General features: G+C 65.1%; 20 protein-coding genes. 14 read left to right on the top strand and 6 right to left on the bottom strand.

What is annotated here, in order from left to right; all coding sequences use genetic code 11:
• The first annotated feature begins 202 nt into the window (after positions 1-202).
• The 7 genes from ACO07D_RS10775 (at position 203) to ACO07D_RS10745 (ending at position 11,480) form a co-directional block, all read left to right on the top strand.
• Positions 203-2,002 (top strand): autotransporter assembly complex protein TamA, encoded by a 1,800-nt coding sequence (locus ACO07D_RS10775; protein ID WP_421702941.1) that lies wholly within the window; start codon positions 203-205, stop codon positions 2,000-2,002.
• A complete protein-coding gene (locus ACO07D_RS10770) occupies positions 1,999-5,736 on the top strand; it encodes a translocation/assembly module TamB domain-containing protein (protein WP_421702940.1) in 3,738 nt (1,245 codons plus the stop codon). The genes ACO07D_RS10775 and ACO07D_RS10770 overlap by 4 nt, the downstream gene beginning before the upstream one ends.
• A gap of 200 nt (positions 5,737-5,936) precedes the next feature.
• The gene (locus ACO07D_RS10765) at positions 5,937-7,187 is read left to right on the top strand and encodes a sarcosine oxidase subunit beta family protein (RefSeq protein WP_421702939.1); all 1,251 of its coding nucleotides are present in this window, start codon (positions 5,937-5,939) and stop codon (positions 7,185-7,187) included.
• A gap of 10 nt (positions 7,188-7,197) precedes the next feature.
• Positions 7,198-7,683 carry a pyridoxamine 5'-phosphate oxidase family protein gene (locus tag ACO07D_RS10760; RefSeq protein ID WP_421702938.1) on the top strand — a complete coding sequence of 162 codons (486 nt, stop codon included), beginning with the start codon at positions 7,198-7,200 and terminating at the stop codon, positions 7,681-7,683.
• On the top strand, positions 7,677-7,973 hold the full coding sequence (locus ACO07D_RS10755) for a sarcosine oxidase subunit delta (RefSeq protein ID WP_421702937.1): 297 nt from the start codon (positions 7,677-7,679) through the stop codon (positions 7,971-7,973). The genes ACO07D_RS10760 and ACO07D_RS10755 overlap by 7 nt, the downstream gene beginning before the upstream one ends.
• On the top strand, positions 7,970-10,924 hold the full coding sequence (locus ACO07D_RS10750; protein ID WP_421702936.1) for a sarcosine oxidase subunit alpha family protein: 2,955 nt from the start codon (positions 7,970-7,972) through the stop codon (positions 10,922-10,924). Before ACO07D_RS10755 ends, ACO07D_RS10750 begins: the two co-directional genes overlap by 4 nt.
• Positions 10,917-11,480 (top strand): sarcosine oxidase subunit gamma, encoded by a 564-nt coding sequence (locus ACO07D_RS10745; protein ID WP_421702935.1) that lies wholly within the window; start codon positions 10,917-10,919, stop codon positions 11,478-11,480. The genes ACO07D_RS10750 and ACO07D_RS10745 overlap by 8 nt, the downstream gene beginning before the upstream one ends.
• A 3-nt stretch (positions 11,481-11,483) precedes the next feature.
• On the opposite strand, the gene ACO07D_RS10740 is transcribed toward ACO07D_RS10745, so the two are convergent.
• Both ACO07D_RS10740 and ACO07D_RS10735 read right to left on the bottom strand, forming a co-directional pair.
• Entirely contained in the window at positions 11,484-12,491 is a 1,008-nt protein-coding gene (locus ACO07D_RS10740; protein ID WP_421702934.1) for a GlxA family transcriptional regulator, read from the bottom strand.
• Positions 12,488-13,384 (bottom strand): LysR family transcriptional regulator, encoded by an 897-nt coding sequence (locus ACO07D_RS10735; protein WP_421702933.1) that lies wholly within the window; start codon positions 13,382-13,384, stop codon positions 12,488-12,490. Before ACO07D_RS10735 ends, ACO07D_RS10740 begins: the two co-directional genes overlap by 4 nt.
• A 110-nt stretch (positions 13,385-13,494) precedes the next feature.
• Here ACO07D_RS10735 and ACO07D_RS10730 point away from each other — a divergent pair, with 110 nt between their 5' ends.
• From ACO07D_RS10730 to ACO07D_RS10700, 7 genes are all read left to right on the top strand, one after another.
• Positions 13,495-14,943, top strand: coding sequence for an aldehyde dehydrogenase family protein (locus ACO07D_RS10730; protein ID WP_421702932.1), 1,449 nt, complete (start codon positions 13,495-13,497; stop codon positions 14,941-14,943).
• A complete protein-coding gene (locus ACO07D_RS10725) occupies positions 14,943-15,923 on the top strand; it encodes a membrane dipeptidase (protein ID WP_421702931.1) in 981 nt (326 codons plus the stop codon). Before ACO07D_RS10730 ends, ACO07D_RS10725 begins: the two co-directional genes overlap by 1 nt.
• 64 nt (positions 15,924-15,987) lie before the next feature.
• On the top strand, positions 15,988-17,532 hold the full coding sequence (locus ACO07D_RS10720; RefSeq protein WP_421702930.1) for a BCCT family transporter: 1,545 nt from the start codon (positions 15,988-15,990) through the stop codon (positions 17,530-17,532).
• A gap of 99 nt (positions 17,533-17,631) precedes the next feature.
• On the top strand, positions 17,632-19,335 hold the full coding sequence (locus ACO07D_RS10715) for a hypothetical protein (RefSeq protein WP_421702929.1): 1,704 nt from the start codon (positions 17,632-17,634) through the stop codon (positions 19,333-19,335).
• Positions 19,332-19,982, top strand: coding sequence for a DUF3726 domain-containing protein (locus tag ACO07D_RS10710; protein WP_421702928.1), 651 nt, complete (start codon positions 19,332-19,334; stop codon positions 19,980-19,982). Before ACO07D_RS10715 ends, ACO07D_RS10710 begins: the two co-directional genes overlap by 4 nt.
• A gap of 24 nt (positions 19,983-20,006) precedes the next feature.
• On the top strand, positions 20,007-21,014 hold the full coding sequence (locus tag ACO07D_RS10705; RefSeq protein ID WP_421702927.1) for an Ldh family oxidoreductase: 1,008 nt from the start codon (positions 20,007-20,009) through the stop codon (positions 21,012-21,014).
• 95 nt (positions 21,015-21,109) lie between these two features.
• Entirely contained in the window at positions 21,110-22,240 is a 1,131-nt protein-coding gene (locus tag ACO07D_RS10700) for a WD40/YVTN/BNR-like repeat-containing protein (protein ID WP_421702926.1), read from the top strand.
• Positions 22,241-22,418: 178 nt separating this feature from the next.
• Here ACO07D_RS10700 and ACO07D_RS10695 read toward each other — a convergent pair whose 3' ends face one another.
• Genes ACO07D_RS10695 through ACO07D_RS10680 form a run of 4 tightly spaced genes read right to left on the bottom strand, consistent with a single transcriptional unit; the run spans position 22,419 to position 26,546 of the window.
• Positions 22,419-23,588: a CaiB/BaiF CoA transferase family protein gene (locus ACO07D_RS10695; RefSeq protein WP_421702925.1), complete on the bottom strand. Its 1,170-nt coding sequence runs from the start codon at positions 23,586-23,588 to the stop codon at positions 22,419-22,421.
• The gene (locus ACO07D_RS10690) at positions 23,585-25,099 is read right to left on the bottom strand and encodes a tripartite tricarboxylate transporter permease (RefSeq protein ID WP_421702924.1); all 1,515 of its coding nucleotides are present in this window, start codon (positions 25,097-25,099) and stop codon (positions 23,585-23,587) included. The genes ACO07D_RS10695 and ACO07D_RS10690 overlap by 4 nt, the downstream gene beginning before the upstream one ends.
• Positions 25,099-25,578: a tripartite tricarboxylate transporter TctB family protein gene (locus tag ACO07D_RS10685; protein WP_421702923.1), complete on the bottom strand. Its 480-nt coding sequence runs from the start codon at positions 25,576-25,578 to the stop codon at positions 25,099-25,101. Before ACO07D_RS10685 ends, ACO07D_RS10690 begins: the two co-directional genes overlap by 1 nt.
• Positions 25,579-25,580: 2 nt before the next feature.
• Positions 25,581-26,546: a Bug family tripartite tricarboxylate transporter substrate binding protein gene (locus ACO07D_RS10680; protein ID WP_421702922.1), complete on the bottom strand. Its 966-nt coding sequence runs from the start codon at positions 26,544-26,546 to the stop codon at positions 25,581-25,583.
• Positions 26,547-26,607: the final 61 nt, after the last annotated feature.

Here is a 26,607-nt window from a genome sequence, read left to right as displayed (position 1 = left end):
TCGCCCGCCGCAAAGGCGGGGAAAGGACTTCACCCCCGGCCCCTTGCAGAGATCCCTCTGCTCCCCAATCACGACACGGGCGGAACCTGGCGAAATTGCAATCGTGACGGCCTGCGCCTTGCGCCTACGCGCAGGAATGATAGGCAGGACTCCTACGAAGCCCGAAGCTGCCAATGTCGGATCCATTTTGCTCGGTGGGATCATGACCGACTTTAAGACGACCGTAGGAGCGCTGTTCCTCTCCCTCGCCGTGGCCCTGACGCCAACGGCAGGGGCAAGCTTTGATCAGTTGGACTTCACCGTCAGCGGAGACGACACCGCCCTGCAATCGCGGCTCGAAGAGGCCTCTTTGCTGGTCACCGCCAAGGCCGAGGGTAAAAGCGATCCGCGTGATCTGGTCGCCGCAGCCCTGGCCGACTACACCAAGCTGCTGAACACGCTTTATGCCCGGGGCTACTATGGCGGGGTGATCCATATCCGCATCAACGGGCGCGAGGCGGCGGGGATCTCTCCCTTTTCGCCGCCCGCCCGGGTTGAGGAGATCTCGGTCCAAGTGATCCCCGGCCCGCAGTTCACCTTTGGCACCGCCAGCATAACACCGCGCGTGCCCAATCCGACCCCGACACCCGAATTCGCGCGCGGCGCCCCCGCCCGCAGCACTGTCGTGGGCGACGCGGTTCAGACCGCGGCCGGGGATTGGCGCAACGCGGGCCATGCTCTGGTTCGGGTCGAGGATCAATCTGTCACAGCCGACCATCCCCGCCACACCCTAGACGCGCGGGTCACGCTGACCCCCGGCCCTCGGGTGCGTTTTGGCGAGCTGGACCTGACCACGCCTTCCGCTGTTCGTGCCGCCAGGGTCGTGCGCATCGCCGGACTTCCGAGTGGCCAGGTCTTTTCACCAGAGGCGTTGGAACAGGTCGCCGCCCGGCTGCGCCGCACCGGCGCGTTTTCTTCGGTCGTGTTGAGCGAAACCACACCCCTGCGCGATGGCGAGGTGATGGACATCGGTCTGGCGCTGGTGGACGCCAAACCACGCCGCTTTGGCTTCGGGGCCGAACTTTCCTCGCTTGAAGGGCTCAGCGTGTCGGGCTTCTGGCTGCATCGCAACCTCTTCGGCGGGGCCGAGCGGTTCCGGGTCGAGGCCGAAGTGTCCGACATGTTGGACGGGCTTGAGGGAATGGACTTCACCCTGGACACGCGGCTGGACATTCCCGCCGCTCTTGGCACGGATACCGGGGCGTTCTTCACGTCCACCCTGGCCTATGTGGACGATCCGGCCTTCCGTCTTGCCCTAGGCGGGCTGGGGGTCGGCGTGCAGCGCCGCTTTTCTGACCAGTTGGAGGGCGAGGTCGGCGTGGCCTACACCTATGCCTCGGTCAATGATGCCCTGGGTCGGCGTCGCTTTTCGCTGCTGACCCTGCCCGGAGAGCTGACCTGGGACGGGCGTGACGATCCTCTGGATGCCACCTCCGGCATCTACGCGCAGGCTGAGTTCACCCCATTTCACGACCTGTCCGGCGGGGCTACTGGCGCACGCGCCTGGGTCGACGGGCGTGGGTATCTCAGCTTTTCCGAGGCGAATGTCGTCCTGGCCGGGCGCACCCTGATCGGCAGTGTGATCGGGGCCGAGGCGGCCTCGGTCCCATCGGATTTTCTGTTCTACTCCGGCGGCGGGGGCACCGTCCGTGGCTTTCCTTACCAATCGCTGGGCATCGAGGTGGCGCCGGACACCACCATCGGCGGGCGATCCTTCTTGGGCGCCTCCGGCGAGGTTCGTTATCGCCTGAATGACAGTTTCGGCCTGGTGGGCTTTGCTGATGCGGGCACCGTCGGCGACGACAGCTTGATGGATTTCGATGGCGACTGGCAGATCGGCGCGGGGCTTGGCCTGCGATATTATACCGGGCTGGGACCAATCCGCCTGGATGTGGCCATGCCCGTGTCCGGCCCCGGCGGCTCCGGCCCGCAGCTTTATATCGGGATAGGACAATCGTTTTGAGACGTCTTGCCGCCCTCTTCCTCGTCGCCCTGTTGACCGCCTTGCCCGGCTGGGCGCAGGAGGACGGCAAATCCTTCCTGGAGGGCTGGTTGGAGACGAACCTCTCTGCCGCTGGGCGCGAAGTCCGGGTAACGGGTTTTGCGGGCGCGCTCAGCAGTCAGGCGACGCTGGAAGAACTGACCATCGCCGACGAGGACGGCGTCTGGCTGACCCTGCGCGGGGTGCAGCTCGACTGGACCCGCACTGCGCTTCTGGCCGGGCGGCTGGAGGTTGACCACCTGCAGGCCGAGGAGATCACCTTGGCCCGCCCGCCGCTGCCCGGCGAGGACGTGCCGCAGACCACCGCCTCGCGCTTTTCCCTGCCGGAACTGCCGGTCTCCATCGAGATCGGCAAGATCGAAGCCAAGCGGCTGGTTTTGGGCGAGCCGGTTCTGGGCGTGGCGGCGGTAATGACCCTGGCCGGGTCCGCAAAGCTGAACGAAGGCGCCGGGCGCGCCGAACTGTCAGTCAACCGGATTGACGGGGCCGATGGGGCCTTCGCGCTCGCCGGATCCTATGTCAACGAAACGCGGTTTCTGGATCTGAACCTGTCCCTGACAGAGGGGCCGGGCGGGATCGCGACCACGCTGACCGGCATGGCCGAGGGCGCCCCCCTGGCGCTGAGCGTCGCGGGCAGCGGCCCGATCGAGGGCTTTACCGCCGAGATTGACTTGTCCACGGACGGGCAAAGCCGCCTGACCGGTCAAGTCAGTCTGGCTGCTGACGCCCCTGCCACGGACGCGGCCCTGGGGTTCCGCGCATCGCTGACCGGCGATCCCAGCCCGCTTGTCAGCGCGGAGATGGTGCGTTTCTTTGGCAGCGATGTTCTGCTGGACGTTCGGGGCGAACGCCATCCGGATGGGGCGTTGGATCTGCAGGAGATGCAAATCCGCACGCAGGTCATGACGTTTTCCGGTGCGGCCCGGATCAATGCCCTGGGCTGGGCAGAACGCGCGCAGATCAGCGGTCACATTCAGGCGCAGGACGGGGCGCCGGTGCTCCTGCCGCTGAGCGACGGACAAACCTGGGTGGACCGGGCAAATCTGCGCTTCGACTTCGACAGCGCCTTGGGGGCGGATTGGACCGGTTCCGCCGAGGTCAACGGCCTGAAGCGCGACGACATCGCACTGGAAGCGCTGCGGCTCTCCGGCACCGGAACACTCTCACCACAGCCGCAGGGGCTGGCCGCGCAAATCACCGGAACGCTCGACCTTGAGGCCACGGGCGTTGCCCCCACCGATCCGGCGCTGGCCCAGGCCATCGGCCCGCGCCTTTCAGGACAGGTGCGTTTCGCAAAGCGCGACCAGGCTCGCATTCGACTGAATGCGATCACCCTGCGTGGGGCGGATTACGCCCTGTCAGGGCAGGCCTCCTTCGGGATCGACTGGCAACGACTCGACCTCCTAACCACCGGCGATGTGCTGCTACAGGCGCAGGATCTGAGCCGCTTTGCCGCCCTGTCCGGACAATCCTTGTCCGGGGCCGCCGACCTGCGCGTCACCGGCGCGGCCTCGATCCTGCGTGGGGGGTTCGACGTGGTGGTCGATGGCACCGGGCAGGACCTGGCCATCGGTCTGGACGCTTTTGATCGCCCCTTTGCAGGGGCAAGCAGCCTGTCGTTCCTGGCCTGGCGCGACCAGGACGCCACGCAGGTCGAAGATTTCGAAATCCAGAGTACGGGAGCCAGCGCCGCCGGGACGGCGCGCCTTGGACCTGACAACAGCCGGATCGCCGGGCGCGTCGACGTGGCTGAGGCCGGGATGCTGATCGACGGGCTCTCCGGCGCGCTGGCGCTGGACGGGACCGCTGCGCAGAGCGGGGCAGTCTGGCAGGTCGACCTGTCTGCCACTGCCCCCGGCGCGACCACGGCCAGCCTGTCGGGCACGGTCTCCATGGGGCGCACCGGCGCGGAAACGGTTGCAGGACGGGTGGAGGCCGAGGTCGGCGATCTCTCGGCCTATGCCCGCCTCGCCGGGCGCGAGTTGTCTGGCTCGGTTTCGATAGCGACCGAAGGTACTTTCACGCCCGCGACCCAAGCTGCGGAGGCCCGCGGAAACCTGACTGGTCGTGATCTTGGGTTTGGCTTGGGCAGTTTAGATCGCTTGACCGACGGGGACAGCCGCGCGGAGTTTGCCCTGCGACGTGACGCTGACGGCGGGATCATGGTTGACCTTCTGGATGTCTCGACGCCCGAAGTCACCGCGACGATTGCCGACACGGGTGATGGCACAATCGGGTTCGACGCAGGGCTGCGCGACATGGGCCTTCTGGTGCCCGGCCTGTCCGGTCCCTTCACCGCAAAGGGCAATGCCCGACAGGGGGCCAACGGATGGGACGTTGCCGTGACAGGCACCGGCCCCGGCGGCATGGGTGTCGCTGCCTCGGGCACTGTTGCCACGGATGTCAGCACGGCCAATCTGAGCCTGAGTGGTCAGGCTCCTCTGGCGCTGGCAAACCCGTTCATCGCACCACGCCAATTGGACGGCACGGCGGACTACGACCTGCGTCTGAGCGGTCCATTCGCGCTGTCCGCCCTGTCCGGCACGGTGCGGGTCAACGGCGCACGCGCCGCCCTGCCACACCTGCGCCTGTCGCTTGAACCGGTCAATGCGACGGTGAACATCTCTGGCGCGCGCGCGCAGGTGGATGTGTCAGCAGGTGTTTCCTCGGGCGGGCAGGTCACTGTCGCGGGACCGGTTGGATTGAACGCCCCCTACCCGGCTGATCTTACGCTGGGGCTGAATGCGGTCGGACTGAAGGATTCCACGCTATACGACACCACTGCGAATGGCCGCCTGAGCTTGCGCGGACCGGTGACGCGCGGCGCGGTTGTGTCCGGAACGGTGACTTTGGGCACGGTCGAGCTGCGCATCCCCGAGACCGGATTTGGCGCCGATGGGGCCTTGCCGGAGCTTCAGCACATCGGGGCCTCCGCCGCCGTTCAGGCCACCCGTGCACGCGCCGGGCTAACCGGACAGGGCAGCACGGGTGGCGGTGCGGACCTGGGCCTGAACCTGACCATTTCTGCCCCTGACCGCGTATTCCTGCGCGGTCGCGGTCTGGACGCGGAGTTGGGCGGAGAGTTGCGTTTGGGCGGCACCACATCACAAATCGAGGCCCAGGGCGGTTTTCAACTGATCCGCGGCCGCCTGGACCTGCTGGGCAATCGCCTGACCCTGACCGAGGCCACCGCCACCCTACAGGGCGCACTTGACCCATATGTGCTGGTCGAAGCGGAAACCCAGGTCGAGGAGGTCGCCGTGATGATCCGCGTCGAAGGCCCCGCAACGGAGCCCGAGGTCAGCTTTACCTCCGCCCCCGACCTGCCGGAGGATGAGATCCTTGCCAGGCTGGTGTTCGGGCGTGGGCTTGACCAAATCTCTCCCTTCCAGGCGCTGAAACTGGCCTCGGCCGTGGCCACCTTGTCGGGGCGCGGCGGCGCGGGCACGATCGGACGGCTGCGCACGGGCTTCGGCCTCGACGATCTGGATGTGACCACGGACGCCGATGGTGAACTCAGCCTGCGCGCCGGAGCCTATATCTCGGACAACCTCTATTCAGACGTCACCGTCGGCGCCGATGGGCAATCCGAGATCAACCTGAACCTCACGGTCAACCCGAGCGTCACGGTACGCGGGCAGGTGTCGTCGGACGGTGACACCGGGATCGGCGTGTTTTTCGAGCGCGATTACTAAAGCGCCTCGAACTGAACCAAGGCGTCCTTAATTGCGACGAGCTTCAGGACCCGGTCGATTGACACGGGCAGAGTTCCCTTTCAGGTCATGCCCGGTTGTCGCGCATTCTGTCGATTTTGACATCAACCTTGTCCGAAATCGCATCGGCAGGCCCCTTCGATATCATTGCTAATGCCTCGGCAAACGCACGAGGAGCCATCATGCGATATTCCGCGCTGAGATTGATCAAGGAGAGCCTGACCGGCCACAAGGGCTGGCGTCCGCAATGGCGCGACCCGTCCCCGCAAGCCGCCTATGACTATGTGATCATCGGCGGCGGCGGACACGGGCTGGCCACCGCCTATTACCTGGCGAAGGAGTTCGGCGGCGCGCGCATCGCGGTACTGGAAAAGGGCTGGATCGGCGGCGGGAACGTGGGGCGCAACACCACGATCATCCGCTCAAACTACATGCTGGACGGCAACGAGCCCTTCTACGAGTTCTCGATGAAGCTCTGGGAGGGGCTGGAGCAGGATCTGAACTACAACGCGATGGTCAGCCAGCGCGGCATTCTGAACCTTGTGCATACGGACGCACAACGCGACGCGGCGCGCAGGCGCGGCAATGCGATGATCCTGAACGGCTCGGATGCCGAGCTGTTGGACACGGACGGCGTGCGCGCGATGTACCCGTTCCTGAACTTCGCGGACGCCCGTTTCCCGATCAAAGGCGGGCTTCTGCACCGACGCGGCGGCACCGTGCGCCATGACGCAGTCGCCTGGGGCTATGCGCGTGGCGCGGACAGCCGCGGCGTGGACATCATCCAGAACTGCGAGGTCACAGGCTTTCGCATTGAAAACGGCAGCTGCCTGGGGGTCGAGACCACGCGCGGTTTCATCGGCGCGAAGAAGGTCGGCGTCTCGGTCGCGGGCAGCTCCAGCCGGGTGATGGCGATGGCCGGGATGCGCTTGCCGATTGAAAGCCACGTGCTTCAGGCCTTTGTCTCCGAAGGGCTGAAACCCTTCATCCCCGGGGTGATCACCTATGGTGCCGGGCATTTCTATTGCAGCCAGTCCGACAAGGGCGGTCTGGTGTTTGGCGGCGACCTGGACATGTACAACTCCTGCGCCCAGCGCGGAAACCTGCCGGTGGTCGAGGATGTGGTGGAAAGCGGCATGTCGTTGATCCCGGCGCTGGGGCGCGCCCGCCTGCTGCGCAGCTGGGGCGGCATCATGGACATGTCGATGGACGGCTCGCCCTTCATCGACCGCACCCATATCAACGGGCTCTATTTCAACGGCGGCTGGTGTTACGGCGGGTTCAAGGCCACGCCGGCGGCGGGTTACTGCTTTGCGCATCTGCTGAAAACCGACCGCCCGCACGAGACCGCCACAGCCTATCGCCTGGACCGGTTCATGACCGGTCACATGATCGACGAAAAGGGCCAGGGCGCCCAACCGAACCTGCATTGAGGAGGCGGCCATGATCAACACTTTCGCCCGCGACCTGATCGAACACTGGCACCTTGGCTTCGTCGCCACGGCGGATGCCGAGGGCAACCCGAATGTCTCGCCCAAGGGCACCTTCGTGGTGCATGACGACACCACCATCAGCTTTGCCGAGATGCGTTCGCCCGACACGCTGGCCAATATCGCCGCCCGTCCCCAGGTCGAGGTCAACTTCGTCGACATCCTGACCCGGCGCGGCGTGCTGATCCAGGGTGAGGCGAGCTATGTACCCCGCGATGACGCGCGCTACCCGTCACTGCGACCGCTCTACACCAACCGTTGGCCCGATCTGGAACCCATGTTCTCGGGCTTTGTCGTGATCAAGGTCTCTGCCTGCAAACCGCTCGCCACGCCGTCTTACGACATGGGTGTCAGCCAGGAGGAGCTCTGCGCCAAATGGGTGCAGCGGGTGCGCGACATCAACATCATTCACAAACAGGCGGAGGTCGACGCATGTTGATCAACCACCCCCTTCTGGGCCCGCGCGACACGCAGGAGTTTACCTATCTGGGCGACGCCAGCCTGATGAACCGGCCCGACCCCACCGCACTTGGCGCGGCGCAAGCCTTTCACGACTACCTCTACCTGCGCGACAATCCGGCGGGTGAGCACCGCGAGCTGTGGTTCCACGAACAGGGCGACCGGTCCTGGCTGGTGGTCACGCGCAATACCGTGACGCATGAGATCCTGAAGGTCGAGCTGGCCCGCGACGTGGCCCTGGCCCAACCCGCATTGGAGGCCGCGCGATGACCCAGATGAACCGTTTGAGCGGCGGGCTGATCGACCAGTCCACCCCGCTGAGCTTCACCTTCGATGGCAAGACCTATCAGGGACACCCCGGCGACACGCTCGCCTCGGCGCTTCTGGCAAATGGCGTGCGCCTGATGGGCCGCTCGTTCAAATACCACCGCCCGCGTGGCGTGCTGACCGCCGGGTCCGAGGAACCGAACGCCCTGGTCGAGCTGCGCTCGAGCGGGCGGCAGGAACCCAACACCCGCGCCACCGTGGCCGAAATCTTCGACGGGTTCGAGGCCCGCTCGCAGAACCGCTGGCCTTCGCTGGAACGTGATGCGCTGGCAATCAACGATCGCTTCTCGAACTTCCTGACCGCCGGGTTCTACTACAAGACCTTCATGTGGCCCAAAGCATTCTGGGAGAAGCTCTACGAGCCGATCATTCGCAAGGCCGCCGGGCTTGGCAGCCTGACCGGAGAGGATGACCCCGACGCCTATGACAAGGGCTTCCTGCATTGCGACCTCCTGGTGGTTGGCGCGGGTCCCGCGGGTCTGGCTGCCGCGCTGACGGCAGGCCGTGTCGGCGCGCAGGTTATCCTGGCGGATGAGGATTTCCGCCTGGGCGGGCGCCTGCTGGCGGAAACCGCGCCTCTGTCCGACCTGTCCGGCGCCGATTGGGTGGCGCAGGCACAGGCCGAGCTGTCCAGCCTGCCGAACGTGCGCGTGATGCCGCGCACGACCGTCTTTGGCGCCTATGACCACGGCATCTACGGCGCGGTCGAACGCAACGCCGACCACCTGCCCGCCCCGGCCGCCGGTAAACCGCGCCAGACGCTCTGGCGGATTTACTCGAAACGCGCCCTGGTGGCGAGCGGGGCCATCGAACGGCCCATTGCTTTCCAGAACAACGACCGCCCCGGCGTCCTGCTGGCGGGCGCGACCCGCGCCTATGCCAACCGCTGGGCCACCACGCCCGCGCGCTCGGTCGTGGTCTTTGCCAACAATGACAATGCCCACCAGACCGCCCGCGACCTGATCGCCAAGGGGGTAGAAGTGCCCGCCGTCATCGACATTCGCCCGGATGCCCCCGGCATCGACGGCACCGAGGTGCTGGCCGGGGCGCAGATCGTCGACACCAAGGGCCGCCTGGGCCTGAGCTCGGTCACCGTACGGCTGGCAAACGGTCAGACCCGCGTGATCCCCTGCGGCGCGCTGGCCATGTCCGGCGGCTGGAACCCGAACCTGGGCCTGACCTGCCACCAGCGCGGCCGTCCGGTCTGGGATGACGCCATCCACGCCTTCGTGCCCGGCGCAGACCTTCCCGTCGGCCAGCTGGTTGCCGGGGCGGCCATGGGCGATATGTCGACCCACGCGGCCCTGACCGGAGGGGCGGCCAAGGCGGTCGAGGCTCTGGCCGATCTGGGGATCACCGTCCCCCCGGCGGACCTGCCCAAAGCCGAGGATGCGCCCGTTGCCCTCACCCCCTTCTGGCACGTTCAAGGCGCCAAGCGCGCCTGGCTCGATTTCCAGAATGACGTCACCGTCAAGGACGTGAAACTGGCGCATCAGGAGAACTTTACCTCGGTCGAGCACCTGAAACGCTACACCACCCTTGGCATGGCGACGGATCAGGGCAAGACCTCGAACATGGGCGCGCTGGCGGTGATGGCCGAGCTGACGGGCAAGTCGATCCCGCAGACCGGCACCACCATCTTCCGCCCGCCCTATACGCCCGTCGCCATGGGCGCTCTTGCAGGCCGTGCGGTTGGCAAGGCGTTCCACCCGACCCGCCTGACCCCCAGCCATAAGTGGGCGGAAGAACAGGGCGCGGTCTTTGTCGAGGTCGGCAACTGGCTGCGCGCGCAATGGTTCCCGCGTCCCGGTGAAACGCACTGGCGCCAGTCGGTGGATCGCGAGGTCGTGCAAACCCGCAACTCGGTCGGCATCTGCGACGTGACCACCCTTGGCAAGATCGACGTGCAGGGCGCGGATGCCGCCACTTTCCTCAACAAGATCTACGCCAACGGGTTCGCCAAACTGCCCGTGGGAAAGGTGCGTTACGGGTTGATGCTACGCGAGGATGGCATTGCCTATGACGACGGCACCGCCGCGCGTCTGGCCGAGGATCATTTCGTTGTCACCACGACTACGGCCAATGCGGTTACGGTCTATCGCAACATGGAGTTTGCCCGTCAGTGCCTGTGGCCGGACCTGAACGTGCAGCTGATCTCAACCACCGAGGCCTGGGCGCAATACGCGGTCGCCGGCCCGAACGCGCGCAAGCTTCTGCAAAAGATCGTGGATCCCGAGTTCGACATCTCGAACGAGGCGTTTCCCTTCATGGGTTGTGGCGAGGTCACGGTCTGCGGAGGCAGCCGCGCGCGGCTGTTCCGCATCTCCTTTTCCGGCGAACTGGCCTATGAGATCGCGGTTCCCACCCGCTACGGCGACGCTCTGATGCGCGAGATGATGGCGGCGGGCGAGGAGTTCGACGTGGTGCCCTATGGCACCGAGGCTCTGGGTGTCATGCGGATCGAAAAGGGCCACGCGGCGGGCAATGAGCTCAACGGCACCACCACCGCGCTGAACCTGGGGCTGGGGCGCATGGTGTCGAAGAAGAAGGACTGTATCGGCAACACCCTTTCCGAACGGCCCGGGATGAATGGTGACGACGCGCTGAACCTCGTGGGTCTGCGCCCGGTCAATCCGGCGGATGCGGTTCCTGCGGGTGGTCACCTGATGGCCACGACCGGCCCGGTCGATGCCGCCCATGACCAGGGCTATGTCACCTCGGCCGCCTATTCGCCGATCCTTGAAAGCGCGATTGGCCTGGGCTTCGTAAAGGGGGGCAGTGCCCGCATGGGGGAACGCCTGCGCCTGGTCAATCCGCTCGAGGGCCAGGAGGTCCTGGTCGAAATCACAAGCCCGCATTTCGTGGACCCGGAAGGGGAGAAACTCCGTGCATAAACTGAAACCCATGACCGCGCTGGGTGCGGATGCCCCTCGGGTCGACACCATCGGCACCGTAACGATCGGTGAGAACCCTGACTTGGCGCTGGCCTCTCTGGCGGCGCGTCGGGGGCAAGCGGATACGCTTGCGCAGGCGGTGCAAGCGGCGCCGGGACTGGACCTGCCCGTGCCCGGCAAGTCCACCCGCACAGAGGAGCATGCCGCCTTCTGGATGGGGCCGGAACAATGGATGGTCACTGCGGCGCATGACAAGCACGAGCTGCTGGCCGCCGAGCTGAAGGCAATTGTAGGTGACGCGGGCTCGGTCACGGAACAGACCGACGGATGGTGCTGTTTCGATGTCACCGGCCCCGCGCTGGCCGATCTGTTCGAACGGCTCAGCCCCGCGCCCCTGCGCCAGATGGCGCCGGGGGACGCGACCCGTACCACGTTGGAACACCTGGGTGTCTTCCTGTGGGTTCAGGCTGAAGACAAGGTCGCGGTTCTTGCGCCGCGCTCCTCGGCAGGGTCACTGCACCATGCCTTGACCGCCGCCGCGCGGTCGATCGCCTGAGGCTCAGTCATAGGGCAGCGCGTCGCTGTCCTTGACCCGCAGGGAATTCTTGGCACGCCGGTCGCTGATCGGCGTGATCCCGAAGGTCTCGCGGTAGTGGCGCAGGAAAGTGCCGGGCGTGTCATAGCCGACCATATAGGCGACCTCGGTCACCGGGGTGTTGGTATAGAGCACCAGCTGACGCGCCTGGTTCATGCGCATCTTGCGATAGTATTTCAGCGGGCTCTGGCCGGTCGCCTCCTTGAAGCTGCGCTCCAGGGATCGGGTGGAGAGGCCGACCACCTCAGCCACTTCACTGATCTGCACCGGGCTTTCGATATGTTCGGCGAAATGCCGGATCGCCCGGGCCACCGGCTTGGGCAGCAGATCCAGGCTCTTGCCTGTGGAATGGGCCGGGGTCTTCTGCGCGGTCGCGGCGCTGCGGATGAACGGGTGCTGGAACCAGCAGGCGACCTCGGCCATGACATCGCCGCCCAAGCGCTGTTCGATCAGGGTCAGCATGTGGTCGAAGGCGGCTGAGGCGCCCGAGATTGTTGTGAGTCCACCCTCCTCGCAGATCACGGTGTCGCGAACCGGGTTCTCGGGAAAGGCGCTTTGAAACGCGGCCTCGTAACACCAATGCACCGACAGCGGCGCGTCGCCGGTCAACCCAGTGTCAGCCAGGGCGAAAACGCCCGCGCTGATCGCGCCCAGCTGCACCCCGCCGCGTCGCAGCCGTTGCAGCGCCGCATTGGCCCGCGCACGGTTGTCGAACCGGGCGTTCGGGCTGGCGGTGAACAGGATCAGGTCCAGCCCCTCCGCCTCGGCCAGCGGGTGATCCGGCGCGAAACTCACCCCTGCCGAAGAAGCGACCGGCCCGCCACCCTCGGCGAGAACGGTCCAGCGAAACGCCTCCTGCCCTGAGATTTCATTTGCCGCCCGCAGGGGTTCGATGCAGGAGGTCAGGCAGGCCATCGGAAAGCCGGGAAACAGCAGGATGCCGAGGGTGAAAGGGAGGGTGGTCTGGTTCATGACGGCCCTCCCAAGCCCATTTCGCGGGCGCATTCCCGGATATGTTGCTCCAGCAGACGGGCCGCCGGAGACATGGTGGAATCGGCCCGACGCAGCAGGTGAATCGTGCGCTTTGCGGTTGTATCTGCCAGCGGCCGGAAGGCCAGACCGGGTGAATAGCTGGTCCGCACCGCCATTTCCGGCAGGATCGTGACGCCAATTTCCGCATGCACCATCGCCAGGATCGACGTCAGGTTGTGTGCCGACAGAAGCGCCCGGTCGTGCAATTCGCGTGAGGCGTCGGCGCCGATCTGGGCCGACAAGCTGTTGGCGATCAGGCGCTCTTCGGCCAGCGCGTCCCAGCTCACCGGGCCCTGGGTCTGCGCCAGCGGATGTGTCGGCGCACAGATCACGCCGAACCGATCCGACAGCAGCGGTTCGCTGTGCAACCCGACACCATTGTCGCCCAGAGTTGCGATGCCAATATCGATGCGGTCGCGCGACAACTCGTGCAAGATCGAGCTGGAATCCATGTCTCGCAGCACGATATCAACATTGTCGAAATCGTTGATATGGCGTGAGAAAACCTGTGGGATAATGGTGCCTGCCACCGAGGGCACGGTGGCGATGCGCACATGACCATGGGTGGCCTTGGCAAAGCCTTCGATCGCCTTGACCGTATTGTCGAACTGCTGCAACTCGCGTTCGGCCTGGTCCAGAACGAATGTGCCCAGGGCGGTCAGCTTGTTCTTGCGATCGGTCTCGAACAGCGGTTCGCCCAGGTGCGTTTCCAGCTGTTTCAGCATCATCGACACAGCCGACGGGGTACGCCCCAGCCGTTCGGCGGCGTCGCTCAGATTGCCGCTTCGGGCCACGGCCGCGAAGCCGCGCAGCATCTCGATTTTCAGCGCCATCGCCTCATCACTTCAGATCAATTGAAATCAGGTTCAGTTATTTGAGTTTGATTGAAGCGCATCCCGGAGTCCATACCCGAAGAAACGAATTCCGTGTGAGGCGACACATCATGACCGATATCCAAAAGAACCTGATTGCCGGCGAATGGCTGGCTGGCACCGGCGAGATCGAAAACCGCAACCCCTCGGACCTGTCCGACCTGGTGGGCATCTTTGCCCAGGCCAGCGGTGACCAGCTGGAAGCCACCCTGGACCAGGCCCGCGTCGCGCAGCGCGAATGGGCGGCTTATGGCATGGAGCGCAAGCAGGCGGTCCTGATGGCCATCGGCAACGAGCTGATCGCCCGCTGCGAAGAGCTGGGCACGCTACTGGCACGTGAGGAAGGCAAACCCTTTGCCGAGGGCAAGGGTGAGGTCTATCGCGCCGGTCAGTTCTTTACCTACTACGCCGCCGAATGCCTGCGTCAGATCGGCGAGAACGCCGACAGCGTGCGCCCGGATATCGAGATCGACGTGCGTCGCGAGGCCGTCGGCACCGTCGCCATCATCTCGCCCTGGAACTTCCCGACCGCGACCGCCTCGTGGAAGATCGCGCCCGCGCTCTGCTACGGCAACGCCGTGGTCTGGAAACCCGCCAATGTGACGCCCGCCTCGGCTGTTGCGCTGGCCGAGATCATCAACCGTCAGGACATTCCCAAGGGTCTGTTCAGTCTGGTCATGGGCGCCGGTCGCGAGATCGGTCAGCGCCTGGTGGAAAGCCCGAAGGTCAACGCGATTTCCTTCACCGGCTCGGTGCCGGTCGGCAAGGGCATTGCCGCAGCCGCCATTCAGAACCTGACCAAGGTCCAGATGGAGATGGGCTCCAAGAACGCCCTGGCCGTCATGGATGACGCCGACCTGGATCTGGCCGTGACCCTGGCGCTGGGTGGCGCCTTTGGTGGCACCGGTCAGAAATGTACCGCTTCCTCCCGGCTCGTGGTCCACGCAGCCGTGCACGACGCCTTTGTTGAGAAACTGGTGGCCGGTGCACAGGCCATGAAAGTGGGCCACGCGCTGGAAGAGGGCACTCAGATGGGCCCCGTTGTCAGCGAACAGCAGCTGAACGAGAACCTGGCCTATGTGGACTTGGGCAAATCCGAAGGCGCCGAACTGGCCTGTGGCGGTGCGCAGCTCGATATGCCCCACCAGGGCTTCTACATGTCGCCGGGCGTGTTCCTGAACACCACCAACGACATGCGCATCAACCGCGAGGAAATGTTCGCGCCGCTGACCTCGGTGATCAAGGTCGGCAGCTATGACGAGGCCCTGGCCACGGTGAACGACACCAACTTCGGCCTGACCTCGGGCATCGTGACCAAATCGCTGGCCCGCGCCACCCATTTCCGCCGCAACGCGCAGACCGGTGTTGTCACTGTGAACCTGCCGACCGCCGGCACCGATTACCACGTGCCGTTCGGGGGTCGTGGCGACAGCTCTTATGGTCCGCGTGAACAGGGCAAGGCCGCGGCGGAATTCTACACCACCGTGAAAACCGCCTATATCAGCGCAGGCCCCGTTTGATGCGCATTGACGGTCTGCAATATGCCAATTGGTCGGAAAAGATCTTCCGCCAGCTGCGCGAGGGGGGCGTGGACGCGATCCACGTCACCATCTCGTACCACGAGAACTTTCGTGAAACGGTTCTGAACTTCGAAAAGTGGAACCGCTGGTTTGAACAATATCCCGACCTGATCATGAAGGGGCAGTGGGCCTCGGACATCGATGTGGCCCGTGAAACCGGGCGCACGGCGGTGTTCTTCGGCTTCCAGAACCCGTCACCGATCGAGGACGATATCGGCCTGGTCGAGATCGTGCACACCCTGGGCGCGCGCTTCATGCAGCTGACCTATAACAACCAGTCGCTGCTGGCGACCGGCTGTTACGAGGCCGAGGACATGGGCCTGACCCGCATGGGCAAGCAGGTCGTCAAGGAAATGAACCGCGTGGGCCTGGTCGTCGACATGAGCCATTCGGCGGATCGCTCGACCATCGAGGCGGCGGAGTTTTCGACCCGCCCCATCGCCATTACCCATGCCAACCCGCATGCCTGGTCGCCCGCCCTGCGCAACAAGAAAGACGCGGTCATTCGGGCGGTCACCGAAAACGGCGGCATGTTCGGTTTTTCGGTCTATCCGCACCACCTGAAGGACAAGTCCGACTGCACGCTGGAAAGCTTCTGCGAGATGATCGCACGCACGGCCGAGACCTATGGCGTGGAGCATCTGGGGATCGGCACCGACCTGTGCCAGGACCAGCCCGACAGCATCGTCGAGTGGATGCGCGTGGGGCGCTGGACCAAGGAAATCGACTATGGCGAGGGATCGAAATCCGCGCCCGGTTTCCCAGCCATGCCCGGCTGGTTCGAGGACAACCGCCATTTCGGCAACATCGAAAACGGCCTTCGCGCCGTGGGAATGAGCGAGGCCGAGGTCGCCGCCATCATGGGTGGCAACTGGTACCGCTTCTTTGCAGAGAATTTCGGTCCCAAAGCCGCAGGCTGACGGATCCGGGGGAGTGAAACTTGGCCTGAAGCGAACAGGACAGGCCATATCTAGGGAGGGATAGATGTCTGAAGCATCTATGGAAACCAACATGCAGGAGAGCCGCGTGAACAAGCCGCTTTTCCTGATCTCGGGGGGCTTTATCGCGCTCTTCTGCCTGGCAGCACTTGTCAATCTTGACGCGCTGTCGGCGGCTGTGGACTGGGGCTTCAATGTCTCGGCCACCTACTTCGGGCTCTACTGGCAGGTGCTGCTTCTGGCGACCTTCCTGATCGGCCTGGTGCTTTGCGTCCTGCCCGGCGGCCGCGCGATCATGGGCGGGCTGGCTGCGCCCGAGTTCACCGTGTTCCAATGGGGCTCGATGATCATGTGTACGCTGCTGGCTGGCGGCGGAGTGTTCTGGGCGGCCGGGGAGCCGATTGCCCACTTCCTCTATTCCCCGCCGCTCTTCGGTGCGGAAGGCGGCACAGCTGACGCCGTGAACCCGGCGATTGCGCAGAGCTTCATGCACTGGGGCTTCCTGGCCTGGGCGATCCTGGGCTCGCTGTCGACCGTGATGCTGATGCATTACCACTATGAAAAGGGTCTGCCGCTGGCGCCGCGCACGCTGCTTTATCCGCTGTTTGGCGACAAGGCGATCAATGGTCCCATCGGGCTGATTGCCGATGCCTCGTCGATCATTGCCGTGGTGGCGGGCACCGTGGGGCCGATCGGCTTCCTGGGTCTGCAGGTCAGCTACGGCCTGTCCGACCTGTTCGGTCTGCCCGATGTCTTCGCGACCCAGTTCGTCGTGATCGCGGGCCTGGTGGCGATCTACACGATCTCGGCCATGACCGGCCTGTCGCGCGGCATTCAGCTTCTGTCCAAGGTCAACGTGATCCTGGCCGCGGTGCTGCTGGTCTTCGTGCTGGTCGCGGGTCCGACCGGCTTCATCTTCGGCTCGTTCTTCTCGGGGTTCAGCACCTACCTGGGCAACTTCTTCCACATGGCGCTGTACCGTGGCGACGCCGGTGTCTTCGGCGAGCCGGGCTGGCTGGGCTGGTGGACCGTGTTCTTCTGGGGCTGGTTCATGGGCTACGGCCCGCTGATGGCGATGTTCATCGCCCGCGTGTCGCGTGGCCGTTCGATCCGCTCGATCATCATCATGCTGTCGCTTGTCGCCCCGATCGTGACCAACTTCTGGTTCACCATCATCGGCGGCACCGGCATCTCGATGGAACTGGCCGAAGCGGGCACGATCTCGACCGCCTTCGAAGGGTTCAACCTGCCTGCCGCCCTGCTGGCGATCACCTCGAACCTGCCGATGGGCTTCCTAGTGTCCCTGCTGTTCCTGATCCTGACCACAATCTTCGTGGCCACCACCGGGGATTCGATGAGCTACGTGATTTCCGCTACCATGAGTGACGGAGAGAACCCGCCCGCCATGGTGCGCGTGTTCTGGGGCGTGGCCATGGGGGTGATGGCGATCATCCTGATCTCGGTCGGGTCGGGCGGCGTGTCCAAGCTGCAAAGCTTCATCGTCGTAACCGCCGTGCCGGTGTCGCTGATCCTGCTGCCGTCGCTCTGGGATGCCCTGCGCATTACCTTGGCCAAGGGCCGCGAAAGCTGACCAACCTGCCGGGCGTCCTCGGGCGCCCGGCACCGCATGCCCGACCTGTTCACCCAATTTCGGGCCCCTCGAACGTCCAGACTGCAAAGGCTGACCGGAATGACCGACATTCTCTGCCGTGACCCGAACACCGTGATGCGCCTCGCGCGCCTGGGGTCGATCCACCAATCCCGCCTCTCTTTCATGCGCGTGCTGACCCGCCGCCTGGCCCGCGAGGGCTGGCGTTTCGAACAGACCGCGTTCCAGGTCAACGACAAGGGCGAGGGCCACGCGGTCTATACCGCCCATGGTCCCGACCGCGCCTATTCGCTGATCGCCTACGCCCATGACCTGCCCGCCGAGAAACGCTCGGACCGGGTCATCGCGGACGCCTGGGACGCGACCTTTACCCTGTTCGACGGGGTGCCGACGGATGCCGATATCGAACGCCTGTCGCACAATATCCCGGTGCAGGAAGCGGGCCGCGTAACCGGTTCCGAACTGTCCGTGTCGCGCGCCAACCGCTCCGTGCGGCTGTGGGAACACGTGGTCAGCGAACTGGCCGCCGGGCGCCAGCCCGATGCGGGTCAGATTGAGGCCGTGGGTTACCTGATGCGCACCACCGCCGTTTACGGATCGGGCAAGCTGGGCGCCGCGGATCGCGAGATGATCGCCGACCGCCCCGAATTCCGCGCGCCCTTCCAGGTCGAGATGCTGTCGGTCTACCTGACCCGCTGGTTCGTGCTGGACCTGGTGCAGCACATGGCCAACCGTCGCGCGGCTGCCGCTGGGGCCCAGGCCGCCACCCTGGAGCCCGAACTTGCCCGGTCGATGGGCATCGGCAATTCGACCGGCCTGGGCATGGCGCCCTTCCTGCTCAACCACCCGGTGTTGTTCAACAACTGGGTCGCCGCGCGTGAAAACGCCATTCAGGCCGTGCGCAACCTGGACAAGGCCAGCGCCGAGGAAATCGCCCTGTTCCGTCAGTTGGTTGAACGCAGCAAGGCTACGATTGCCGCCTGGCATTCGGAACACCCGATCCAGATCGAGAAACTCGCCGACCTGAACGCGGATGTGGCCAAGCTGGACGGCTACCTGGCGCAACATGACCTGGGCGGGGACCAGCCCTGGAACGCGCTTTACACCTGGGCAGAAGGCGCGCTGAGCCTCGAGGGGCAGGAATGGATCGCCTCGCTGATCCTGGAACCCTACAGCGCGCTGGTTGATGGCTTTGCCGAGGAGATGGCAGCGGACAACACCGCCACCTTCCGCATTGCCGGTGCGATGAGCATCGGTGAGCTGCGCGCGCTGCTCACGGACATCTACGCCTGGGCCATCGATACCGACTGGCAGGCGCCCGAAAACCGCGCGCGGGCCTGGTATGTCTCCGAGGAAAAGCTGGAGCCGCGTCTGGGCGAACGTTTCGAGGAGCCGATCGAGGAATACGAACAACCCCTCGCCCCGGGCCGCGATGCCGCCCAGCTTTACCGTGCACTGGCCCATTGGCCGGACGAGGCGCAGGTGTCGGATTTCCTGCTGCGCCACCCCGAACACCGCCACGTGCTGCGCCGCGCCCAGATCGTCGGCCGCGCGCCCTATGCCGAGATCCGCGACAATACGATTTCGGACCGGGTGCTGCCGATCGACATGCTGCGCTGCAAGCTTGCTTTCTTCGGCGCCACGCAGTTCGACCCGCGCTCGGACCGCTGGGTGCGCATCTGCATGTATGGCAACGCGCCGCTGCCCACCGAATTGACCCCGGAGAACGCAGATTTCTGGGTTTTCCCCGATCTCGAAACCGTGCTTGAGGAGGCAGGGGCATGAGCCATTCGCTGAACGAAATCGAAGCCATGAGCAAACGTGCCGCCCGCGGCGCGGGCCTGTCCTGGGGCCTGGCCGAGGAAGCCGCCAAGGGCACCCGCTGGCTGTCCGCCTTCGGCTTTCCGGGCACCGAGATGCTGGCCGAGCTTCTGACCCTGAACGACCGGGTGCCGCCAATCGACGTGTCGCCCGTGTCGCTCGGCGCCGATGTCTGGCATGCGCCTGCCCGCCGGATGAGCCCGCTGATTGCCGGCGCCTCGCTCAGCGACTGCGCCGTGCGCCTTCTGGAACGCGGCACGATCACGATGGAGAATGTAACCCTGCCGCTTCTGGCCGTGCCCTTCATGGGCGGCGCCGCGCTGCGCCTGGGCGTTCCGGTCTGTGCCGAATGGAACGGCGCACGCCTGGCGACGGATGGTCGGCAGCTCTGCGTACAAGGCGACCCCGAGGCGCTGCGCGCGGCACAGGCGGATCAGCTGGTGTTCTCGGCTCCCGCCGAGATGACCGGCAAGCGTGAACCGGTGATGCGCGCCGAGGTGTGCGAGGACAGCTGGACCACCCTGGGCAGTTTCGCCCATCGCACATTTGCCCCCGCGACCGAAGAAAGCCGTCTGCTGGGCGCCGGTGCCGGGCTCAGCGACAACGACTAACAGAACAACAAGAAGAAGAGTGACATGACCGCGACCGAGACCCTCTCCCTTTCCGAAATCGAAGATCTGGCCTTCCGCGCGCTGGTCAAGGCCGGCACGTCGGAGGCCAACGCCCGCCCGCTGGCCGTGGCGACCGCGATGACCGAAGCCGATGGCGTTGCCTCCCACGGGCTCGCCTATATCCCGATCTACGCCCAGCACGTCGACTGCGGCAAGGTGGACGGGCAGGCCCTGCCGGTGGTGGATCAGCCCCGCCCGGCGGTGGTGACGGTGGATGCGGCCACCGGCTTTGCCCATAGCGCCATTGACCTCGGGTTCGACAAGCTGATCCCGCTGGCGAAGAAGATGGGTGTTGCGGTTCTGGCCGTGAACAATTCGTACAACTGCGGGGTTCTGGGGGTGCATACCCAGCGATTGGCTCAGGCTGGGCTGCTGGGGATCGGGTTTACCAACGCGCCGGCCTCCATTGCGCCCTCGGGTGGGGCCAAACCGGTAGTTGGCACCAACCCGTTTTCCATCGCCGCCCCCGGTGCCGATGGCACGGCCGAGCTGCTGATCGACCAGTCCGCCAGCACCATCGCCAAGAGCGAGGTGATGAAACATGCCCGTGAAGGCAAGCCGGTGCCGGAAGGCTGGGTGCTGGACGCCGAGGGCCAGCCCACCACCGACCCGGAGGCCGGGCTGAAGGGCTCGATGGTGCCGTCCGGTGGCTACAAGGGCGTGGGCATCGCGCTGACCGTCGAGCTGATGGCGGCGGCCATGGCAGGCGCCACGCTGGGGTCGGTCGCCAGCCCCTTCTCGGGCACTGCAGGTGGGCCGCCGAAGACCGGGCAGTTTTTCATCGCAATTGACCCGGATGCCACCTCGGGTGGGGTGTTCCAGGAAAAACTGGCTGACCTCATCGCCTCGATCCGCGACCAGGACGGCGCGCGCCTGCCGGGCGACGGCCGTCAGGCCTGCCGCATCCGCGCAGCCAAGGACGGTGTGGCGGTCAACGCCGCCCTGCTAGAAAAGGTGCGCGCCCTGATTTGACCGATCCAAGCGTCGGGGTGGCCGTTGGTCACCCCCGCGCACCCGAAAGCGACAGAAGCGCGGCGCTGTGGTATCCTTCTGACCGGAGGACCGCCATGACCCCATCCACCCGCATTCTTCTCGGCACCACCAAAGGTGCCTTCGTGCTGACCCCGGACGGCGAGGGCTGGTCGGTCTCCGGGCCGCATTGTGACGGATGGAGCATCAATCATGTCATTGGTGACCCGGACAGCGGCACGCTCTGGGCGGGCGGTGGCGGGGAATGGCCCGGCGCCGGGGTCTGGCGATCCGAAGATGGGGAACACTGGGAACTGTGCAAACTGTCTAACGGTCAGTTGGACGAATGGGCGGCATCGGACCCGGATACGGCGGCCTTCTTCGATTGGACGCCCACCGATGTGCCCTTCGATGACCTCAAATCCGTCTGGTCGCTGCACCATGCGCATGGTGTGCTTTACGCGGGCACCGATCCCGCAACCCTTCTGTCGAGCACGGACGGGGGTAGGACATGGGACAGGAACACGGCGCTTGACACCCACCCGTCACGCGACAGCTGGACCCCCGGCGCGGCTGGCCTGGTGCTTCACACGATGCTCAGCGATCCTCGCGATGCCCGGAAGGTCTGGCTGGGCATTTCCGCCGCAGGCGTCTTCGCGACAGAGGATGGCGGCGAAAGCTGGGAGCGACGCAACCGCCTGTCCAATGACACGGTCTGTGCAGAGCACCACCACCCCGCCGCGCCGCACGATGGGGAGACCGGTCACTGCGTGCATAACATGCAACGGGGGCCGGGCGATTTGATCTATCAGCAAAACCACCACGGCACCTATCGCAGCGCCGATGGGGGGCGCACCTGGAGCGATATCACCGCAGGCCTGCCGTCCACGTTCGGCTTCCCGATTGCCATCCACCCACAGGACCCGGACATGATCTGGGTGCTGCCGCTGAACGGCGATGCCCAGGGGCGTTTTCCGCCAGACGCATCCGCTGCCGTGTGGAAATCCACCGACGGCGGCCAGACCTGGGCCGCCAAACGCGATGGCTTGCCCCAGGGGGCCTGTTTCTTCACCGTGCTGCGCCAATCCATGGCCACGGATGCCCAGGCAGGTCTTTATTTCGGAACCAACACCGGGTCGGTCTTTGCCAGTGCCGACGAGGGCGAAAGCTGGTCGGAAATTGCCCGGCATCTGCCGACGATCCTGTCGGTGGAGACTGCGCGCGGGTAACCGGATTCCGCCCGCACAGTTCACCGAGCCCTGTGTTCGGAGCGCAGTTCCCAGCTGGCAGCCCGGACCTTGCGAAGGTATGCGGATCGCCAAAAGGACGCTGCACTGCAAAGCAATAACCTGGCCCAGATTACCGAGGCGCTCACCGGCGACGGATGTCTGTGTTGACGCGGGAGCATCAATCGGCGGCTTCCCGACCCCGTTCCAGTTCTCCCAGAACAGCATCGGTGTCCGCCCCATGACGCGGTGCGGAAGGCAAGGGGGGACGCGGCAACCCAGGCCCTATTCGGAAAGGCAGGCGCGGCACGCAAACACCGTCATTTGCTTGTGCGACGAACCCTCTCGCCTTGACCTGTTCATGCGCCAGGCACTCCGGCAGGGTACGCAGTTTTGCCGCCGGAACCATATGCTCTGCCATGATCTCTTCCCATTCGCTCGCGTCCCGGGTCGTCAGAACCTGGGACAGCTCCCGCTCAAGCTCCTTGGCATGTTCGGTTCGGCTTTCACGATCCACAAAACGCGGGTCACGCAGCCATTCAGACCGCCCCAATGCCACGGCCAGGCGTCGGAACTGGCCTTCCTCGTTCACCCCAAGGCTCAACATGCCCTGCTTGCACGGGAAGTTCCCTGCACCGGGGGACCGGCTGTTGGCGGCGTTACCACGGGGCTCGGGCGTGTTGCCGGTGGCCAGGAAGTCGGTCACGGTCGAGGCCATCAATGTCAGTCCGGTTTCCAGCATCGAGACGTCGATGAACGTGCCCTTGCCGGTTCGCGTGCGCTGGTAGAGCGCCGCTGAGATCGCAAAACCAGCGGCCAGGGCGACCGAATAGTCCATGATCGGCGCGCCGGTCCTGAGCGGGCCGGTGGCCTCGGTGCCGGTCAGCGTCATGATTCCGCAGGCCGCCTGGATGTTCACGTCATAGGCGGGCATGTTTTCCAGCGGCCCGCCCCGGCCATAGCCGGTCATGGCGCAATGGATCAGCTGCGGATGCGCTTTCATGGTGCGCTCCTCATCCAACCCCAAACGCGCCATGGTGGCGGGCAGATGGTTTTCCACGAAGACATCCGCCGAGGCCAGCAGATCCTGCATGTGCAAACGCCCCTCCTCGCTTTCCAGATCCAGCGAGACCGAGCGTTTTCCTGCGCCCTGGGTCAGATAGGCCGTGCTCATTCCCTGTTCCGCTGCCTTGCGGTCGGTCCCGCCGCGATAGCGCATGGCATCACCGCGTGTGGTGCTTTCGACCTTGATCACCTCGGCCCCGAGCAGGCCGAGGTAAAACCCGCAGGCCGGACCGGCCAGAACATGGGTGAAGTCGATCACCCGGATCCCTGTCAGCGGCCCGGTCATGCGTCACCCAGCGACGCGGTCTTGGCCTGCTGGCTCAGACTGCGCACCCGCATGAACACGGCGGCAAATCCGATCACCAGGAACAAAAGCGCCACGGGACGGGTCACAAAGATCAGCACGCCCTGATCGGACAGCAACAGCGACTGGCGGAAGGTCTCTTCGGCGCCGCCGGCCAAGACGAAGCTGATCACGAAGGCCGCCGGGTTGAAGTCGAGCTTCTTCATCAGCCAGCCCCCAAAGCCCGCGATCACCATGATCCAGACGTCGAACAGGCTGCTGCGCGAGGCATAGGCGGCGATGAAGGCGGTCAGGAAGATCAGCGGATACAGGACGCGCGTGGGGATCTGCAGGATGAACCGGCCGACAAGGGCCGCACCGTAATAGCCGATCAGCCCGTAGGCGGCGATGCCGATCAGACCGGCAGCGAAGAGCGAATAGACCAGCTCGCGCTGTACCAGGAACAGTGTCGGGCCGACCTGAATACCATGGATCAGAAACACGCCTACCATGATCGCGCCGATGGTCGACCCGGGAATTCCGAGGGTCAGAAGCGGGGCCATTGAGGGGCCGGAGACCGCATTGTTGGCAGCCTCGGGCGCGGCCACGCCTTCCAGAGCGCCCTTGCCCCATTTTTCGGGGTTCTTCGCCCGACGCTTGCCCTCGCCATAGGCAACAAAGGCGGCGATGGCCGAGCCCAGACCGGGCAGGATGCCGATGAAGGCACCGATGAAGGACGAGCGGATGACATGGGGCACGCAGGGCTTGTACTCGGTCCAGCTGAGCCGGTTGCGCGCCCGCGCCTCGTCGCTGTCGGGCTCGCCGAACTGTTCGACCTTACCCCCCTTGCTTTCAATCTGGGTAAAGACCTCGCCCAGTACGAAGATGCCGATCATAAGCGGCACCAGAGCGATGCCGCCCTGCAGGTCGTAGCTGCCGAAGGTAAAGCGCTCGGACGTGGTGATCGGGTCGATCCCCACGGTCTTGACCAGCACGCCCAGCGCGGCCGAAGCCAGGCCCTTGACGATCGACTTGCCAATGACCGATCCGATCACGACGAAGGCGGCGAAATAGACGGCGAAAAGCTCGGGCGGGCCCAATTTCAGGGCGATGGCGGCAATGATACCGACCCCGGCGATCAGCATGATTTCGCCGGTGAAATCGCCGATGACCGAGCTGATGGTGGCCACTTTCATCGCCTTTGATGACATGCCGCGTTTCGACAGCGGATAGCCGTCGATCTGTGTGGCCGCACTGGCTGCGGTGCCGGGTGTGTTGAACAGGATGGCCGCGATGGACCCGCCGTAACGGCCGGATTTCCCGATCACATACAGGAAGGCCAGCGCGGCCAGCGGATCCATGTAGAAAGTGATCGGCAAAAGCATGGCAATGGCCGCTGAAGCGGTCAGCCCGGGAATGGCGCCGACGATCATGCCCACGAGGGCGGCCAACACCACCCAGCCCATCATCGCGGGGCTGGTCAGGATGGTGGCAAGTCCGTTCAGGATGTCCATCAGAAGCCCCCCTGGATGAGGTCAAGTAGGTCGAACCATTCCCCGAAGGGTGGGAAGACGCCCATCAGTTCGAAGAAAATCAGGTGATAGGCAGCCGGGCATATGACGGCGGCAAGGGCCAGGCCCAGAGGGTGGCGAATGCCGAAAAGCCACATGGCCAGCGGCGCGACCAGACCCGTCGACATGAGGTAGCCGAGTTTGCCGACCAGCCAAGTGTACCCGATGGCCAGCGCCAGCAAGGACAGCACCGCGCGTAGGTCCTCGCTCAGCACCAGAGGACGCACCCCGCCCTGCCAGCCACGCCGGAACTCCAGCGCGCCGAGCAAGACCAGCGCCCCTGCCCCCATCACGGGAAATATCCGGGCGTTTGCATTTCCCTGCGCGTCCGCCTCGATGGCCAGACCCGCCCCCAGGGCGAAGAGGCCAAAGACGGCAATCATGCCGCCGACGACCGTCGCTTCGTTCACACGCCCGGACATGGTCACTGCGTCGCCTTCAGCGCATCGATGACCGGCTGGGCCGCCGCTTCGACATCGCGCAGCATGGCCTCAGCCTCCGCGCCGGTGCGGTAGAGCGGCAGGGTACCCTTGGCCGCCAGCAGCTCGGCGAACTCGGGGGCTGCGACGATCTCCTTGAGGGCCTCTTCGATGCCCGCGACGATCTCGGGATCAACCCCGTTGGGTGCGAAAAGCATGATCGGCGAGCTGATGATCGGCACGTCGAAACCTGCCTCGGCAAAGGTTGGCACGTCAGGCTGGAAATCGTCACGTACGGTGTCAGCCACAGCCAGGACGCGAAGGTCGCTTTCGAAGCCCTTGGCCTGTTGAATGCCGATGAAGCCGAAATCCACCTGTGCGCCGATCAGTGCCGCGCGGCTGGCCGCGCCCCCCTTGAACGGCACGTCCACAGCGCCGAGCTCTAGCGTGTTCAGGAAGGTCTGTCCCAAGGCATGGTAAGTCGCACCACGACCATTGTGACCCCAGCGCAGCGTGCCAGGCGCGGCTTTCAGCGCCTCGACCACGTCTTCAACCGTCTGGAACGGGCTGCTGGCAGGCACCACAAGCGAGCCCTTCAGATTACCAATCTGCGCGATGGTCTGGAAACTGTCGAAGGGGCCAACCTCTGTCTCCTGGAACATGTGACGCAGCAGGAACGAGCCGGTCGAATGCATCATGATCGTATTGCCATCAGGCCGTGCCTGGGCGGCGGCAATCGCACCAGTCATGCCGCCTGCACCCGGCTTGTTGACGATGACCAGCGGCACCGGAATGCGATCCTGAGCAGCCGCGGCCAGCGCACGGGCATAAAGATCGGTGCCGCCCCCGGCCTTGTAGGGCACGATGATGTTCAGCGGGCGACGCGGTTTCCAGGCGGCCTGGGCCATCGACCCGCTGGCCACGGCAAGCGTGGTGGCGCCGGTGAGTTTCAGAAAATGACGTCTGTCCATGATGTTCTCCCTACTCGTGAGAGGGGCTCACGATTCCTCGGAAAACAGCTTACTTTACGGA

The sequence above is a fragment of the Aliiroseovarius sp. genome (assembly GCF_965228805.1).
GTDB lineage: Bacteria > Pseudomonadota > Alphaproteobacteria > Rhodobacterales > Rhodobacteraceae > JASBTN01.
The sequence above is the reverse complement of the archived record's forward strand: the minus strand, read 5'-3'. Positions and strand labels throughout refer to the sequence as shown.

Excerpts from the sequence above, each read along its gene's own strand:
- ACO07D_RS10775 (WP_421702941.1), top strand. The coding sequence starts at position 203 with ATGACCGACTTTAAGACGACCGTAGGAGCGCTGTTCCTCTCCCTCGCC.
- ACO07D_RS10765 (WP_421702939.1), top strand. The coding sequence starts at position 5,937 with ATGCGATATTCCGCGCTGAGATTGATCAAGGAGAGCCTGACCGGCCAC.
- ACO07D_RS10760 (WP_421702938.1), top strand. The coding sequence starts at position 7,198 with ATGATCAACACTTTCGCCCGCGACCTGATCGAACACTGGCACCTTGGC.
- ACO07D_RS10755 (WP_421702937.1), top strand. The coding sequence starts at position 7,677 with ATGTTGATCAACCACCCCCTTCTGGGCCCGCGCGACACGCAGGAGTTT.
- ACO07D_RS10750 (WP_421702936.1), top strand. The coding sequence starts at position 7,970 with ATGACCCAGATGAACCGTTTGAGCGGCGGGCTGATCGACCAGTCCACC.
- ACO07D_RS10740 (WP_421702934.1), bottom strand. The coding sequence starts at position 12,491 with ATGAACCAGACCACCCTCCCTTTCACCCTCGGCATCCTGCTGTTTCCC.
- ACO07D_RS10735 (WP_421702933.1), bottom strand. The coding sequence starts at position 13,384 with ATGGCGCTGAAAATCGAGATGCTGCGCGGCTTCGCGGCCGTGGCCCGA.
- ACO07D_RS10730 (WP_421702932.1), top strand. The coding sequence starts at position 13,495 with ATGACCGATATCCAAAAGAACCTGATTGCCGGCGAATGGCTGGCTGGC.
- ACO07D_RS10725 (WP_421702931.1), top strand. The coding sequence starts at position 14,943 with ATGCGCATTGACGGTCTGCAATATGCCAATTGGTCGGAAAAGATCTTC.
- ACO07D_RS10720 (WP_421702930.1), top strand. The coding sequence starts at position 15,988 with ATGTCTGAAGCATCTATGGAAACCAACATGCAGGAGAGCCGCGTGAAC.
- ACO07D_RS10715 (WP_421702929.1), top strand. The coding sequence starts at position 17,632 with ATGACCGACATTCTCTGCCGTGACCCGAACACCGTGATGCGCCTCGCG.
- ACO07D_RS10710 (WP_421702928.1), top strand. The coding sequence starts at position 19,332 with ATGAGCCATTCGCTGAACGAAATCGAAGCCATGAGCAAACGTGCCGCC.
- ACO07D_RS10705 (WP_421702927.1), top strand. The coding sequence starts at position 20,007 with ATGACCGCGACCGAGACCCTCTCCCTTTCCGAAATCGAAGATCTGGCC.
- ACO07D_RS10700 (WP_421702926.1), top strand. The coding sequence starts at position 21,110 with ATGACCCCATCCACCCGCATTCTTCTCGGCACCACCAAAGGTGCCTTC.
- ACO07D_RS10695 (WP_421702925.1), bottom strand. The coding sequence starts at position 23,588 with ATGACCGGGCCGCTGACAGGGATCCGGGTGATCGACTTCACCCATGTT.
- ACO07D_RS10690 (WP_421702924.1), bottom strand. The coding sequence starts at position 25,099 with ATGGACATCCTGAACGGACTTGCCACCATCCTGACCAGCCCCGCGATG.
- ACO07D_RS10685 (WP_421702923.1), bottom strand. The coding sequence starts at position 25,578 with ATGTCCGGGCGTGTGAACGAAGCGACGGTCGTCGGCGGCATGATTGCC.
- ACO07D_RS10680 (WP_421702922.1), bottom strand. The coding sequence starts at position 26,546 with ATGGACAGACGTCATTTTCTGAAACTCACCGGCGCCACCACGCTTGCC.